The organism is Streptomyces sp. NBC_00306, assembly GCF_036169555.1.
GTDB lineage: Bacteria > Actinomycetota > Actinomycetes > Streptomycetales > Streptomycetaceae > Streptomyces > Streptomyces achmelvichensis.
This window is the reverse complement of the sequence record NZ_CP108032.1, coordinates 4,894,566-4,909,625: the sequence shown is the minus strand read 5'-3', so window position 1 is coordinate 4,909,625 and position 15,060 is coordinate 4,894,566. Positions and strand designations below refer to the sequence as shown.

The 15,060-nt window shown below is 73.2% G+C and carries 8 protein-coding genes; all 8 read right to left on the bottom strand.

What is annotated here, in order from left to right:
* Positions 1-48 precede the first annotated feature (48 nt).
* The 8 genes from OHA05_RS21970 to OHA05_RS21935 all read right to left on the bottom strand — a co-directional run bounded on the left by OHA05_RS21970 (position 49) and on the right by OHA05_RS21935 (position 14,692).
* Positions 49-1,863, bottom strand: a complete 1,815-nt coding sequence (locus tag OHA05_RS21970; protein ID WP_313944620.1) for a GMC family oxidoreductase — start codon at positions 1,861-1,863, stop codon at positions 49-51.
* 67 nt (positions 1,864-1,930) lie between these two features.
* Entirely contained in the window at positions 1,931-3,547 is a 1,617-nt protein-coding gene (locus OHA05_RS21965; RefSeq protein WP_313944621.1) for a succinic semialdehyde dehydrogenase, read from the bottom strand.
* A 104-nt stretch (positions 3,548-3,651) separates the two neighbouring features.
* Positions 3,652-5,337, bottom strand: coding sequence for a protein kinase domain-containing protein (locus OHA05_RS21960; protein WP_443043843.1), 1,686 nt, complete (start codon positions 5,335-5,337; stop codon positions 3,652-3,654).
* 68 nt (positions 5,338-5,405) lie between these two features.
* The gene (locus OHA05_RS21955) at positions 5,406-5,573 is read right to left on the bottom strand and encodes a hypothetical protein (RefSeq protein ID WP_313944623.1); all 168 of its coding nucleotides are present in this window, start codon (positions 5,571-5,573) and stop codon (positions 5,406-5,408) included.
* Between the two features lie 223 nt (positions 5,574-5,796).
* The gene (locus tag OHA05_RS21950) at positions 5,797-7,440 is read right to left on the bottom strand and encodes a serine/threonine-protein kinase (protein ID WP_328861495.1); all 1,644 of its coding nucleotides are present in this window, start codon (positions 7,438-7,440) and stop codon (positions 5,797-5,799) included.
* 28 nt (positions 7,441-7,468) lie between these two features.
* Positions 7,469-9,130 carry a serine/threonine-protein kinase gene (locus OHA05_RS21945; protein WP_328861494.1) on the bottom strand — a complete coding sequence of 554 codons (1,662 nt, stop codon included), beginning with the start codon at positions 9,128-9,130 and terminating at the stop codon, positions 7,469-7,471.
* Positions 9,131-9,253: 123 nt separating this feature from the next.
* The gene (locus OHA05_RS21940; protein WP_328861493.1) at positions 9,254-12,196 is read right to left on the bottom strand and encodes a protein kinase; all 2,943 of its coding nucleotides are present in this window, start codon (positions 12,194-12,196) and stop codon (positions 9,254-9,256) included.
* A gap of 138 nt (positions 12,197-12,334) precedes the next feature.
* Positions 12,335-14,692, bottom strand: a complete 2,358-nt coding sequence (locus OHA05_RS21935) for a serine/threonine-protein kinase (RefSeq protein WP_328861492.1) — start codon at positions 14,690-14,692, stop codon at positions 12,335-12,337.
* Between the last annotated feature and the right edge of the window lie 368 nt (positions 14,693-15,060).

Genomic DNA, 15,060 nt, shown 5'->3' with positions numbered 1-15,060 from the left:
TGTGCCCGGGGTGGTGCGGCCGGGGCGGGTGGGCCCCGGCGCGGGCCGTCAGGCCTTCTTCGGCGGGACCTTCGGGATCTCCAGCAGCGGCAGCCGCAGGGCTCCGAACGCCGCGTCCGGGACCGCAGGGGACTTCGGGGCGATCGGGAGCAGACGTTCGTACACACCGCCCTGCGCCGGACGCGGGTCCTCCTCGCCCTTGTTGGGCCAGAACGACATCGCCCGCTCCGCCTGCGCGGTGATCGTCAGGGACGGGTTCACCCCGAGGTTCGCCGAGACCGCGGAGCCGTCCACGACCGAGATGCCCGGGTGGCCGAACAGCCGGTGGTACGGGTCGATCACGCCCGCCTCCGCCGCCGCGCCGATCGGGCAGCCGCCCAGGAAGTGGGCGGTCAGCGGAGTGCCCATCAGCTCACCGATGTTGGAGCCGGCGAAACCGTTGATCTCCTCCGCGAGAAGCGAGGCCGCGCGGGTCGCCTCCGGGATCTGGGTCGGGTTGGGCGCGCCGTGGCCCTGCCGGGCGGTGAGCAGGCCCTTGCCGATGCCCTTGGGCTTGCGGTACGTGGTCAGTGAGTTGTCCAGCGACTGCATGACGAGCCCGATGATCGTCCGCTCCGACCAGCGCCGGTTGGACAGCATCCGCATCGCGAGCAACGGGTGCTTGGTGATGCTCCCGAACCAGCCCGCCACGCGGCGCTTGGTGTTGTACGGGACCTGGAGGACCGTCAGCCCGCCCATCGCGTTGGAGCCCTTGCCGTAACGCACCGGCTCGATATGGGTGTTGGCATCGGGATGGATCGACGAGGTGATCGCGACGCCGCGGGTGAAGTCGACCCGCTCCCCGCCGTGCCGCTTGCGGTAGCGGCGGTTGTCGGTCTGCGCGCCCACGAGCGCCTCGGAGTTCGTACGGGTCAGCTCCCCCAGCCGCCCGGAGATCCGCGGCAGCAGGCCGGTGTCCTTCATCCGGTGCAGCAGGGTCTGGGTGCCGTAGGTGCCGGCCGCGATCACGACCCGGCGCGCCGTGAAGGTGCGCCCCTTGCCCTTGCGCTTGCTGTCGCTCGGCAGCGTGCCCACCGCGAAGCCGCCCCGCGAGTCCTCGGTGACGGTGACGACCGAGGTCATCGGGTGGATGACGGCACCGGCCTGCTCGGCGAGGTAGAGGTAGTTCTCGTTGAGGGTGTTCTTCGCGCCGTGGCGGCAGCCCGTCATGCATTCACCGCACTCGGTGCACGCCTTGCGGGCCGGCCCCACCCCGCCGAAGTACGGGTCGGGGACCTCGGAACCGGGCGCGGCCTTCGCCGTACCGTCGGCGTCTTCGCCGTCGCCGAAGAAGACGCCGACCGGTGCCATGTGGAAGGTGTCGCCGATGCCCATCGCCTGGGCGGTCGCCTTGAGATGGACGTCGGAGGGGGTCATCGTCGGGTTGAGCCGGACGCCGAGCATCCGCCGTGCCTGGTCGTAGTACGGCTGGAGTTCCGCGTGCCAGTCGGTGATGTTCCCCCACTGCGCGTCCTCGAAGAAGGGCTTCGGCGGGACATAGAGGGTGTTGGCGTAGTTCAGCGAACCACCGCCCACGCCCGCGCCCGCCAGCACCATCACATTGCCGAGCAGATGGATCCGCTGGATGCCGAACAGGCCGAGCGCCGGGGCCCACAGGAAGTTGCGCAGGTCCCAGGAGTTCTTCGGCAGGGTCTCCCGGGTGAAGCGGCGGCCCGCCTCGAGGACGCCGACCCGGTAGCCCTTCTCCGTCAGGCGCAGCGCCGAGACCGAACCGCCGAAGCCCGAACCGACGATCAGGACGTCGTAGTCGTAGGCGTCGTCGTCGGGGGCTTCCTGATTCCGGGCAGGGGGGACCTGGGACATGGCACTCCTCGGTACGAAACGGTGCTGACTGCTCGGTTCGGGCCGGCGCCGGGGCCGACGTGGCGGGCTAGCGGAGACGCAGGGCCTTCATCGCCCTGAGGGAGCGGCTCATGAACGCCGCGTACTTCTCGTCGTCCATCCCGAACGACGGGGCGAGCGGGATGAGCCGCTGCTGCGCGACGGTCTGCGCCTCGGTGTACTTGAGGATTCCCTCGGAGCCGTGCCGCCTGCTCAGACCGGAGTCCTTCATACCGCCCATCGGGGACTGCACACTGCCGTACGCCGGTGCGTAGCCCTCGTTGATGTTGACCGTGCCGGTGCGCAGCTTCGCCGCGACGGCGTGGCCGCGCCTGCCGTCACGCGTCCAGACGCTCGAATTCAGTCCGTACGGCGTGGCGTTGGCGAGCGCGACGGCCTCGTCCTCGTCCGTGAAGCGGTAGACGGAGACGACCGGGCCGAAGGTCTCCTCGGTGCACACCGCCATGGGCGACTCGACACCGTCGAGAATGGTCGGCTCGTAGAACAGCGGGCCTATGTCGGGGCGGGCGACGCCGCCGGCGACGAGCGTGGCGCCCTTGGCCACCGCCTCGTCGACATGGCGGGTGACGGTCTCCAGCTGGCGTTCGCCGACGAGCGAGCCCATGTCGGCGCCGTACGCCAGCGAACTGCCCAGGCGCATCGCCTTGGTCCGGGCGGCGAACCGCTCCAGGAAGGCATCGGCCACCGACTCGTGGACGTAGAGCCGCTCGATGGAGATGCACAACTGGCCGGCCGACGAGAAGCAGGCGCGGATCGCTCCGGCGGCGGCCTTCTCGATGTCCGCGTCGTGGAGCACCAGCATGGCGTTCTTGCCGCCGAGTTCGAGGGAGACCCCGATGAGGCGGGCGGCCGCGCCCTGGGCGACCTCGCGGCCGGTGCGGGTGGAGCCGGTGAAGGAGACGTAGTCGGCGTGCTTGACGACCTCCGGGCCGACGACCGGGCCCTCGCCGATGACGACCTGGAAGACCTCGGCCGGCAGTCCGGCCTCGATCAGCAGATCACGGGCCCACAGGGCGGTCAGCGCGGTCTCGGTGTCGGGCTTCATCACGACGGCGTTGCCGGACACGAACGCGGGCAGCGCGTCGCCGACGGACAGTTCGAGCGGGTAGTTCCAGGGCGCGATCTGGCCCACGACACCGCGCGGCTGGCGCAGTTCGGTGGCCTTGGTGAGGACGGGGACCACACCGGTGTGGCGCTTCGGCTTCAGATAGGCGGCGGCCCTGCGGCCGTAGTGGCGGGCGGCCACGGCGACGGCCTGGACCTCTTCGTGCGCGTGCAGCCGGGCCTTGCCGGTCTCCAGCTGGATGAGGTCGAGGACTTCGGCCTGCCGCTCCAGGACCAGGTCGTGGAAGCGCAGCAGCACGGCGGCGCGGGTGCGGACCGGGGTCGCGGCCCAGACGGGCTGGGCGACACGGGCCCGCGCGAAGGCCTCGGCCACGTCCTCGGGAGTGGACTCGGGCAGGTCCGCCAGCTTCTGTCCGGTGAAGGGCGTGTGGTTGGCGGTGCGGCCGGAGCCCACGACGCCACGGGTGAGCTGCGCGACCACCTCGGGAGTGACCACGTCGGCGGCGGTGCGCGCGTTCGCCGGCGCGGCCGCGGTCGGGTTGGTGCCGAGGGCGGCGGCGGGGGCCTTCGAGTCCGTCATGGGGGCGAGAGTATGCCGCAATCAGAGCTTTGGGTACCCGTCGGTAACAGCTTTTCCACACCCCCACATCATCGCGCCAGCGATCGCTGGCACATAAGGCCTGATCAGGGACTGGTCTCGGCTTTGCCGAGCTTCAGGCGGTCCCGGACACCACGGAAGAGATCCTGACCCTCCGCCTCCTCCTTGCCGCCCTTCGGCATCTCGACGAGCACCGAGTAGCGCTCCTGGGCGGCGGTGACCACGTAGAACGCCAGCCGGTGGACGGGCCGTGCGGTGTCGCCCTCCTGCGCGTAGTACGTCACGTCCAGCACGGCCGCGTCGGTGCCGTGGTGATTGGCGGGGACGACGGTGCCGCGCGCCTGGGACGCCGTGAACCCGCCGCCCTGCTCACCCCCGTCCATCAGCCGCCGCAGATCGCGCTGCGCCCACTCGACCGGGCCGGACGCGGACGGGTCCTTGTCGGCGCGCGTGAGCCGTAACCAGACCGGGTTGCCGCGCTCGGCGAAGGTGATCTCCCGATCGGCCGCGAGTGACGCCTCGGAGGTGACGGCCTCACGCCGGTACGACCGGGGGACGGAGATCTCCGCGTCGAGCCGTGACTCGAGGTGGGGTCGCCACCGCCAGGCGTCCGGGGTCGCCATCTGCGGCTGCGAGGAGGGTCCGGTGCCGTTCCCGTGTGCGCCCGAGGATGTGCCCAAGTTGCCGGTGCCGCCGGCCGCGACGGCGGCGACACCCCAGACGGCCGCGGCGACGGCGACGGCCGCCGCCGCGGCCAGGGCGACGGTCCGGCGGGGTTGGCGGAGACGGGAGGGCGTGGCCGTGGAGGTGGGCCGCGGGTCCGATCCGGAGTCGGGTGGCCCGACGTCGGGTGACCCGGAGTCCTTCGGCCGCGAGCCCTGGGTCCCGGACTCCCGCGATCCGGATGCGCGCGGCCCGGGCGCGGGTTCGGCGGCACCGGCTTCGGGACGGGGCTCAGGCGCGCGCCGGGCAGGAGATTCCGGTTCCGGCGCATCGCCCGCCGGCGCCCGCAGCGGGGGGACGCGTCCCGCCGCCACCGCCTCCAGTTCCCGCTCCACCTCCTGCGCGGACGGCCGGTGCGAGGGCTCCTTCGCCAGCAGCCGCACGATCAGGTCGGCCAGCGGTCCCGCCCGTACCGGCTCGGGCGCCTCCGCCTGGAGGATCGCCGCCAGGGTGGACTCCAGCGTCGTACGCCGGAACGGGGACCAGCCCTCGACCGCCGCGTACAGCAGCACGCCCAGCGACCACAGGTCCGACTCGGGCCCGGCCGGGACGCCCTGCATCCGTTCCGGCGCGATCGATTCGAGCGAGCCGACGAACTCACCGCTGACCGTCAGCGGCTCCTCACCCTGGACGCGCGCGATGCCGAAGTCCGTGAGCACTACCCGGCCGTGCGGTCCGAGCAGGACGTTCGCGGGTTTCACATCGCGGTGGACGATCCCCTTCGCGTGCGCGGCGGCAAGCGCGCCCAGGACGGCGAGCCCGATCCGGGCGGCCTCCTCCGGCGGCAGCGCTCCCCGCTTGAGCAGGGCATGGAGGGATTCGCCGCGGACCAACTCCATGACGATCCAAGGGAGTCCGCCGTCCGTGACGACATCGTGCACGGATACGGCCGACGGGTGTTCCACCTGCGCGGCCGCCCGCGCCTCGCGCTGAAGCCGTCGGCAGAGCCGCTGGTGGACGGGGTCGGAGGGGTCGCCGGGCAGCCGCGGCTCCTTCACCGCGCAGTCCCGGCCGACGACTTCGTCCCGGGCCAGCCAGACGGTGCCCATGCCGCCGGAGCCGATGCGTTCGACGAGCCGGTAGCGGCCGCCGATCAGGCGGCCGTCGCCCGCGGCGCTCACAGGCCCTGGATCCTCGGATGCCCGGCGACCCGGTCGACGAGCGTGTCGCCCTCCCGGGCCGCCCAGCTCTCCACCGGGCCGGAGATCCACAGCCGCCGGGCGGCGTCCGGCGACCTGAGGCCGTGGCTGATCGGCTCGTTCGACCGTCCCCCGTTGTTGGTCATGCACACATCCTGACCAACCCCGGTGGTGGATGCCACCGGCACACGGGACCGGATGCAGACCCGTGACAGTGACCGTCCTGCCTCGCCGCACCCCACCGCACGAGGGGCGGTCGGCCGGGGGCAGGCGCGGTCGGCCGGGCGGGTGGGTGGGTGGGGTCGGCCGGGCGGATGCGGTCAGCCGGGCGGGTGGGGTCGGCCGGGGGGCCGGCCAGGCTTGTGCCGGTCAGCCGGGCGGCGTGAAGGAGTCGAGCGCGGTGTCGAAGTGCCGGCGCGCCTCGTCCAGCCGGCCCACGGGCGCGGAGACCCACACGTCGTACATCCTGCCGTTCTCCTCCCAGCAGACGTCGATCGTGTGCCGGGCGCCCTCGGCCTGCGAGAAGCCCTTCCAGGTGAACTCCCAGAGCGCGGCGGTCAGTCCGTTGTGGGTGGTCGGGGTGACCTTGCCGTCGCGGTAGCCGGGGTTGGTGTGCGGTCCGTCCGCGTCCGAGCGGCGCATCGATCCGAGCGGGCCGTCGGGGACCGGCCGCTGCACGCGGATGCCGATCCTGACGGCCTGGTCCGCGTCCATGTAGTACACGCGCTTGTCGTCCTCGGAACGCACGAAGCCATCGGGCACGGCGAGCGCGAACCCGTCCGGGTCCACGACCGCGAGGTAACCCGCGGGCGCCGGAGGCTTCTTGGCCGCCGGGGCCGGGGAGCTCGTCACCGTGACGGTGGGCGCGGGGGCCGCGACGGGAGACTGCGCGGTGCGCGCCGGTGGCGTGCTGTCCGAGGCCGAGGGCCCGGGCGCGGCCGTGCCCTTGCCGTCGTCCTGCATCAGCACCGCCGTCGCCCCGCCCGCCCCGGCGAGTGCGGCGACCACGGCGGCGGCGGCCAGCAGCGGCGCGCGGCGACGGGCACGGCCTGCGGGTGCCGGTACGGACGCCGGCGCGGGCGCCGCCGTGACCGACTCCGTCGGGGTGGGCGCCTGGTGGGCGGGCGCGGGCCGGGCGACATGGCTGGTCGGCGCGCTGTGCACGTCGCGGGCCGGCAGACTGCCCTTCGCCACGTACGTACGCAGCAGCTTCTCCGCCTCCGCCGCGTCGAGCCGCAGCGCCGGATCGCGCTCGAGCAGCCCGAGGACGAGCGGACGCAAGGGCTCGGCCTGGGCGGGCAGGGTGATCTCGGCCTCGACGACCGCGTGCAGGATCCCGCCCAACGAGTCCCGGCGGAAGGGCGATTCACCGCCGAGCGCGGCACACAGCAGCACCCCGAACGACCACAGGTCCGACGCGGGACCGGCGGTGGCGCCCTGCATCCGCTCGGGTGCGGTGTACTCGGGCGATCCGACGAACGACCCCACCTCGGTGATCGTCGTGGAGCCGGTGAGCTGGGCGATGCCGAAGTCGGTGAGGACCACCCGCCCGGTCGCTTCTTCGAGCAGGACGTTCGCGGGCTTCAGATCCCGGTGCAGTACGCCCAGTTCGTGCGCGGCGCGCAGTGCCCCGAGCAGCGCCAGCCCGATGCGGGCGGTCTCGGCGACACCGACCGGGCCGCGGCGCGCGATCCGTTCGGCGAGCGAGCCGCCGTCGACCAGCTCCATGACGATGTACGGAAGCCCGTCGTCGACGACCACGTCGTGCACGACGACGACATGCGGGTGCTTGACCCGCGCCACGGCCCGCGCCTCGCGCAGCGGCGCCGCCGTGGAGGTGTACGGCGAGGCGCCGCGGCCCCCGGGAGAGTCCTCCGGATGCAGCTCCTTCACCGCGACCCGGCGGCCGAGCAGCTCGTCGTCCGCGCACCACACGGTGCCCATGCCCCCGCGCCCCAGCCGGTCCAGGAGCCGGTAGCGGCCCGCGATCAGCCGTGTCTCCTGCTCGGACACCCGAATCCCCCTCGTTCGGCGTCGTCGGTCATGCCGGAGGCCGCCAGCCCCGCAGCATGATGTCGAACTGCTCGCGGGTGGTCGACCAGTCCTCGGCCGGCCCCGACATGTAGAGCGCGTACTCGCGGCCGTCGTCCTCGTAGTAGATCTGGTCGATGGCCCGCCGGTCGCCCGGGTGACTCTTCCGCTCGGTCCAGGTGAACTCCCACAGTGCGGAGTTGGTGTGGTCCCGGAAGGTGTTGGGCGCGAGCTTGACCCGCTTGTACGCGGGCAGCCTCGCGAGCGTCTTCTCCAGGCTCAGCATGTGCATGTACGGGTTCTCGAAGTCCGGCGAGTCGTCGCTGCTGATCCGGATGCGGTGTTTGCCGTTGTCCGGCGTGTAGTCGATCTGGTCGCCGTCCGCCTGCCGCTTCCAGCCCTTCGGCACGAGCAGGCTGAAGCCCTCCGGGTCGTTGACGCGGTGCCAGCCGGGCGGCACGGACGCGGAGGTGTCGGGAGTGGTCTGCGTTTCCGTACCGCCCCCGCCGTCGTCCCCGGCGTACTTCATGGCCGCGAGCCCCGCGCCGACGCCGACGACGGCCGACAGCACGACCACGATCACCGCCCGGCGCAGCCGTCCCGCGCGGCGCTTCGGGGCGGGCGACGGGGCGGGCGAGGACGACGGCGTCAGGACGGGGTTCGGCCGGTACGGCGTCGGGGCCTGGGAGTTGACGGGACCCCCAGACCTCTGGCCGTGGTGCCGATCGTGGCCATGGCCGGGTTCGTGACGCTGTTCGCTGCGCGTCACCCGCTGCGTGGGAACCCGGTGCTGGGCCACGGTCCGCGTCGGGTCCGCCAGCGCGGCCTGGAGCATCCGCTCGGCCTCGGCGGCCGAGGGGCGGTCCGCGGGGTTCTTGCGCAGCAGCGACATGATCACGGGGGTCAGCAGGCCCGCGTGCTCGGGGTGGGGCGGCTCGTCGCCGACGACCGCCTGCATGGTCGACAGCGGCGTCGAACGCCGGAACGGCGACGCGCCCTCCACCGCCGTGTAGAGCGTGGCACCCAGCGACCAGAGGTCGGAGGCCGGACCGGGATCGGCGCCGCGCACCCGCTCGGGGGCCAGGTAGTCGATGGAGCCGACGATCTCCCCGGTCCTGGTGATCGTCGAGTCGCCCTCGATCGCGGCGATCCCGAAGTCGGTGATCAGCGCCCGTCCCCCGGTACGGTCCTCGCCGTGCGCGGTGCCCTGCCGGTCGAGCAGGATGTTCGCGGGCTTGATGTCCCGGTGGAGCACCCCGACCGCGTGCGCGGCGCCGAGCGCCCGCAGCACGTGCAGTCCGACCCGGGCGGCCTCCAGCGACGGGATGCGCCCGGTCTCCTTGGCCGCGTCGGCGAGCGACGGCCCGTCGACGTACTGCATGACGATCCAGGGGCGCGCGTCGTGGTCGAGTACGTCGTGGACGGTGACCACGCCGGGATGGCTGATTCGGGCGGCGGCCCGGGCCTCCTTCTGCGTACGCGCGTGCAGCACGATCCGGTCCGCCTCGGAGGCATAGCGCCCCGCCGTCAGCTCCTTGACCGCGACGACCCGGTGCAGCACCTCGTCGTGTGCGCGCCAGACCTTGCCCATGCCACCGCTGCCGATGCACTCGCCCAGCCGGTAACGCCCGGCCAGCAGCAGTCCCGCGCCCGTCTCTTGAGAATTCTCCACGTCCCCCGCCCCGTTCCTTGGGATCACAGGTTACGGAAGGGAATTACGGACGCGGTACCTCGGATGCCTCAAGTGACCGCACTGTGATGCCCGTCGGCACCTTCCCGCGGTCCGCGACGGGCGTCAGCCGGTCGCCCGGTAGGCCTCGACGGCCTGGCTGTAGGCCTCCGTCACCTTGTCGCGCTGGTCCTCCGGACCGATCACCTGCACCACGTGGTACCGGCCGCCGACGATCATGGCGAGGTTGCGTACGTAGACCTCACGTCCACTGCTGTCCTGCCAGGTGAACTGCCCCTCGGCCATGGCCTGTCGGCCGACGTCGATCCGGCGGAGCCCGGTCGCCGCCGCCCAGGAGGAGTCGCGGAACGGCTGGAGTTCACGCTCCTTGTCCCGCTGGTAGACGAGCGGGTCGTCGCCGTTCGCCTGGACGCTGTCCCGGCCGGGCACCACGATCAACGTGAAGTCGCCGTCGCTGTAACGGACCTGGCCGCTGTCGTTGATGGGCCTGCGCTGCCAGGACGTGGCGACCGCGACCCGGAAGCCCTCGGGATCGCTGCGCAGCGCGTAGCCGGCCGGGAGGTTCCCCGCGGGCGCGGACGTCTGGGGCTGCTGCGAACCGGGGGTGCCGGAAGCCTTCGGCGGCGGAGGCGTGCCGGCTTCGGTACGGCCCGGACCGGGCGCGGAGGCCGTGGGCGCCGGGCTCTGCGTGCCCTGGGAACCCTCCTGCTGCGTACCGGACCGGGGCATGAACATCATGGCGTACGCGATCGCCGCGACCAGAAGCAGCAGGATCAGGAGCAGCAGGAGGCGGCCGAGGGAGCGCGGGCCACGGCGTTCCCGCCGCGACTTCTTGTGACGGTGGCGGCCGTGGACGACCTCGGTGGAACCGGTCCGGCGCTTGCGCACCAGCTCGCCCCGGCGGCGTACGACGGGCAGCCGGCTGCCGTCCACGACACTCGACGGGACCGCCACGACGTCCATCCCGGCCTCGGGCTCGGGCGCGGACCGCACCAGGGACCGCAGCCAGCCGCGCAGTTCCTCGAACTCGGGGCGCTCCGTGGGGTCCTGGCGCAGCAGCGACTCGACGACGGGGCGCAGCGGACCGCACTCCTCGGCGAACGCGGGCGGCTCGGCGCACACGAGCTGCACCAGCTCGTAGGCGCTCTCCTCCGGGTAGGGCGCATGCCCCTGGACCGAGCGGTAGAGCAGGGCGCCGAGCGCCCAGAGGTCGGTGGCGGGGCCGACGGGGGCGGCCAGCTGCCAGTTCTCATGGACGGGCCCGGCCTGCTCGGGCGCCCAGCGCTCGGTCACCGCTCCGACTACGGCGATCCGCGCCTGCCGGGCCCGCTCGGCGGCGAGCGGTGTGGACGGCCCCTGGTACGCCGGGGGTTCGGCGCCGGCCACGACCTCGTCCCAGCCGCCGGCGCCCTGGGCCGCGGGGACGGACCGGCGCTGCGAGTCGGCGCGCAGGGCCTCGCGTCCGGCGCCGCCGCGGTCCCAGCTCCCGGTGGGCGGGGCCGGAACCGGCGTCGGTGACCCGCCGGGGCGGGCGTGGGGCAGGGCGGGGCGGTACGGGTCCGGGCCGGAACGGGGAGCGGGCAGCGCGGGACGGTCCCGGTAGGGATCGCCGGAGCCGCCGCGCCCGGTGCCGCGACCGGCGCCGGGATCAGGGCGGTGGGAACCTCCGGGGAGCGCCTGACGCACGCCGTACGGGTCGACGCCGTACAGGTCGTCGTCGCGCCGGGGGCGCCGGGCCGGTCCGCCACCGCCCGCGGACAGGGGTGCGGGGCCGTCCTGCCCCGGAAGGGGACCGTCGTGCCAGGTTCCGGCGAGACGGGGGCGGCCGGGTCCGCCGGCGCCGTAGTCGTCGTCGAACTCGTCGTCGTCCACATCGTCGTCGGCGTCGTCTGCGTGGCCGGTGTGGTACTCGGCCGGTGCGATGACCCTCTCGCCGGGCTTGGCGGCCCACCAGTCCGGGTCGTTGCCCGTCTGTACGGGGCGGTCGCCCTGGCGCAGGTCCTCGCTGACCCGGGCGGCGGCGCGGGCACCCGCGCGGTACGCGGCGATCGCACCCGCCCGGGCGGCCCTGATGTCGGGAACACCGGTGCCGGAACCGGCGCCGGCGGGACCCGGAGCAGTGGGGCCGGGGCCCGCTCCGGCGCCGGTGCCCTGCGCGGGCGGACGGTAGGGGTAGAGATCGGGGGCCAGATAGGGGTCGGGCGTGGCGTAGGGGTCGGCCGAGTGCGGCGACTCCAGCGCGGCCGTCTCCGGCGAGCCCTCGCCGGCTTCGCCGTAGGAGTAGTCCTCGTCACCGGGGCCCTCGTCGTGAAGGTGGTCCTCGTGTCCGCCGTGCCCGTCGCGGCCGAACTCCCCTTCGTCCGGCTCCCCCTCGTGGAGATCCTGGTCGCCGACGTCGGCGAAGTCGCCGTCGTCACCCTCGTGTTCATGATCGGGGTCAGGGTCCACCGGCGGGGGCACGGGCGCGTATCCGCACAGTGCCTCCTCCGCGGCCCCGGAGGCGAGCCCCGTCAGGACGACCCGTCCGTCGTCGCAGACCAGGACCGTACGGGCGGTGATGTTCCGGTGGGTCCAGCCGTGCGCGTGCAGAACGCGCAGGGCGGTCAGCACATCGGAGGCGACTTCGGCCGCGCGGTAGGGCGTGAGGGGCTTCTCGGCGAGGAGCGCGGCCAGGGGCCGGGCGGCGACGCGTTCGCTGACTATCCACAGCGAACCGTCCTCGGCGAAGACGTCGAAGACCTGGTCCAGCCGCGGGTGGTCGGGAATCTGGGCGGCCGCCTGCGCGGCGTCCATGGCCCGGCGCACGGCCGGGTCCGCGGGCCGCCGGGTCGAACGCCCCTGGGCCCTCCCCGGCACCGCACCCCCGGACAGGCCCTCCATGTCGACGACCTCGGCGTCGACGATCTCCGGCAACGGCACCTGCCGTACCAAGACTTCCTGTCCGCTGTGGGTGTCGAACGCTCGGGTCTCGGCCAGTTCGTAGGCGTCGGACGGAGGCAGGGGAAGCCGATAGCGGTCGGCGAGTACCCGTCCCGCGTAGTCGTCCACGACGCCTCCCCACAAGCGCGCTGTCCGCCGACCGGTCCCGGAGGCCGCAGCAAAACGTCAAAGCACGTCAATTCCGGTCGTTCAGCGGCCCCTTGCGGCTGCGTACCGTCCGCGGGCTCTCACGATACGTGTCCTTGGTCAGTCCTTGGGCTTGAATGTGGCGAACGCCGTCTTGCGCAGCGTGACGCACTCGGCCTTGTCCCACTCACTGGCCTTGCAGCTGATCATGATCGAGTAGCCGCGGTCGGCGTCCACCTTGAAGCCCCTGTTGAGGACTCGTACCCGCATTCCGCCCTGTGTGCGCTCGAACTCCCAGTCCGCTGCCGTCGGATAGCCGTTGTACTCGACCGGCTTGATGCCCCGGTGCTTGTATCCGTCGCTGCTGAGACTGACGGCGACCTGGGCGGCCCGCCAGGCAGCGGCGGCGTCGTCCTTGGGGTTCGCGCCGAAGTCGACCTGGATGCGCGGGAACGCGCCGCTCGTCCGGTTGTATATCGCGCCGGAGTTGGAACCCGCTATGTCGGTGACCTTGAAGCCCTTGGGCATCGCCATGGTGAAGTGGAACTGGTCGTTCGACACCATCGCGTACCCCGCCGGCAGTCCGCCGCCGGCCGGGTCGCCGGCCCCGGGCTTCTCGGGCGTCTGCTCGTCGTCGGAGCCGCCGTCGTCGCCCTTGCCGGAGTCCTTCCCCGAGTCCTCTTCGTCGCCGTTCTTGCCCTTGTCGTCGCCGGTGTCCGTGCCGGCGTCGGTGCCCGTCCCGGCGGCAGCGGCCCCGGGCGTGGCCGACGGGTCGTTCTTGACCTTGCCCTCATTGCCCTGGTCGCCGTCGCCCAGGGTCAGGTACAGCACCGTGGCCAGGATCGCGAGCACGACGACCACCGCGCTGATCACCATCGTCCGGCGGGGCACCACATCGGTGAGCGGCGCCCGCGGCGGCGTGGGCCGGGAGGGCGACGTCTGCTGCGAGGCAGCCGACTGCTTCGGCCGGGCCTCCGGCGTGGCCGCCGCCGCGGCGTTCCGCACGGACCTGAGCGCGCCACGCACCCGGTCGGCCGCCGGGTCCTTCGGCTTCGCCGGGGGCGGCGGGGGCACAGGCGGCAACGACAGGGCGCGGGTGGCGTCCTGGGGCGGCTCGGGCACGACCGGCGCCTCGGGGACCTCGGGTGCGTTCAGCACCTTGGTCAGCAGCGCACGCGCACCGGCGTCGTCCAGCCGCTGCGCCGGATCCTTGGCGAGCAGGCCGTAGATGACCTCCTCCAGCGGGCCCGCGTTCTTCGGCGGGTCGAGCGGCTCGGTCATCACCGCGGTGAGAGTCGCGATCGCGGAGCCCTTGTCGTACGGCGGGCTGCCTTCGACGCTCGCGTACAGCAGACCGCCCAGCGACCACAGGTCGGCGGCGGGCCCGGGCTTGTGGCCACGGGCGCGCTCCGGCGAGATGTACGAGGGGGCGCCGACGAGCATGCCGGTGGAGGTGATCGAGGGGTCGCCCTCGACCTGAGCGATACCGAAGTCGGTGAGGACGACGCGCCCGTCCTCGGAGATCAGCACGTTGGACGGCTTCACATCGCGGTGCAGGATGCCCTCGCGGTGCGCGGAACGCAGGACGTCCAGGATGGCGAGCCCGACCTCGGCCGCCCGGCGCGGCGTCAAGGTGCCGTCCTCACGCACCGCTTCGGCGAGGGACTTGCCCTCCACGAGCTCCATCACGATCCACGGACGGTCGTCCTCGTCGACCACGTCGTAGACGGTCACGGCACTGTTGTTGCGGATACGGGCGATGGCCTTGGCCTCGCGCAGCGTCCTGGTGATGAGGCGGCGCTTCTCCTCGTCGTCGATGCTGGTCGGGAAGCGCAGTTCCTTCACGGCGACGGTACGGCCGAGGGTCTCGTCGACGGCCCGCCAGACCGTGCCCATGCCGCCACGGCCGAGCACACCACCGAGCCGGTAACGCCCGGCCAGCAGACGCCCTTCGGTGTCCCGCCCGGACCCCTGGCGGGGCACCTTCGCCTCGGCGGGCCTCTCGGACGCGGGGGCGGCGGGGGACGCGGGCTTCGCTTCAGCCCGGGCGGCGGAGGGGGCATCTGTCTCGGCGGCGCCGGAGTCGGCCTTCGCCTCGCTCCGCACATCGGCGGCGACCTCGGCCTTGGCCCACGACGGCACGGTCTCCCGGGCCTTGGCCCGCGAGGGAGCCGCGTCCTGAGCAGCGGCAGCCGCTCCGCTCACGGCCTCGTCCTCGGCGGCGGTCCCGGTGCCCGCGACGGCCCCGGACTTGGCGCCGGCTCCCGACTCGGACTCGGACTCGGACCCGGTCGTGGGCTTGTTCTTGGTCCGGGCCTCAGCCTTGGCCTTGGCCTCGGTCGAGATCGCGGTCCGGGGGTCGGTCCGCGGGTCGGCGGGGGCGCCCTCGACCGCCGCCGGCCCGGACGGCACGTCAGCCTTCTTCGCCGCCGCGGAAACTGGCGCCGCGTCGGCCACCTCGTCCTCGGCTACGGGCACGGCGTCAACCGGCGCCCCGGCACGCGGGTCGGCATCAGCCACATCCTCGGCATCGGGCGCAGCGTCAGCCGGCTCCCCGTCGCGGGGCAGTTCGTCAGCCACATCCTCAGCACCGGGCACAGCGTCAACCGGCTCGTCAGCACCAGGCACCGCGTCAGCCACGCTCTCGGCGACAGTCCCGTCCTCGGGCTTCGCGTCGGCCGGACCCACGTCCGCCGCCGTGCCCGACGGCACTCCCGCCACCCCGCCCGCGGGGTCCGCTCCGGAATCCCCCGGCCGGCTGCCCTTCGCGTCCGACCGGCTCCCCGGCTTGGCGTCCGACGTCGCGGCAGGCTTCGCGCCTGACCTCGCACCTGACTTCGCGCCCG

What these genes read in the sequence shown, in the direction of transcription:
- OHA05_RS21970 (WP_313944620.1), bottom strand. Translation starts at nt 1,863, where the DNA reads ATGTCCCAGGTCCCCCCTGCCCGGAATCAGGAAGCCCCCGACGACGAC.
- OHA05_RS21965 (WP_313944621.1), bottom strand. Translation starts at nt 3,547, where the DNA reads ATGACGGACTCGAAGGCCCCCGCCGCCGCCCTCGGCACCAACCCGACC.
- OHA05_RS21960 (WP_443043843.1), bottom strand. Translation starts at nt 5,337, where the DNA reads ATGGGCACCGTCTGGCTGGCCCGGGACGAAGTCGTCGGCCGGGACTGC.
- OHA05_RS21955 (WP_313944623.1), bottom strand. Translation starts at nt 5,573, where the DNA reads ATGACCAACAACGGGGGACGGTCGAACGAGCCGATCAGCCACGGCCTC.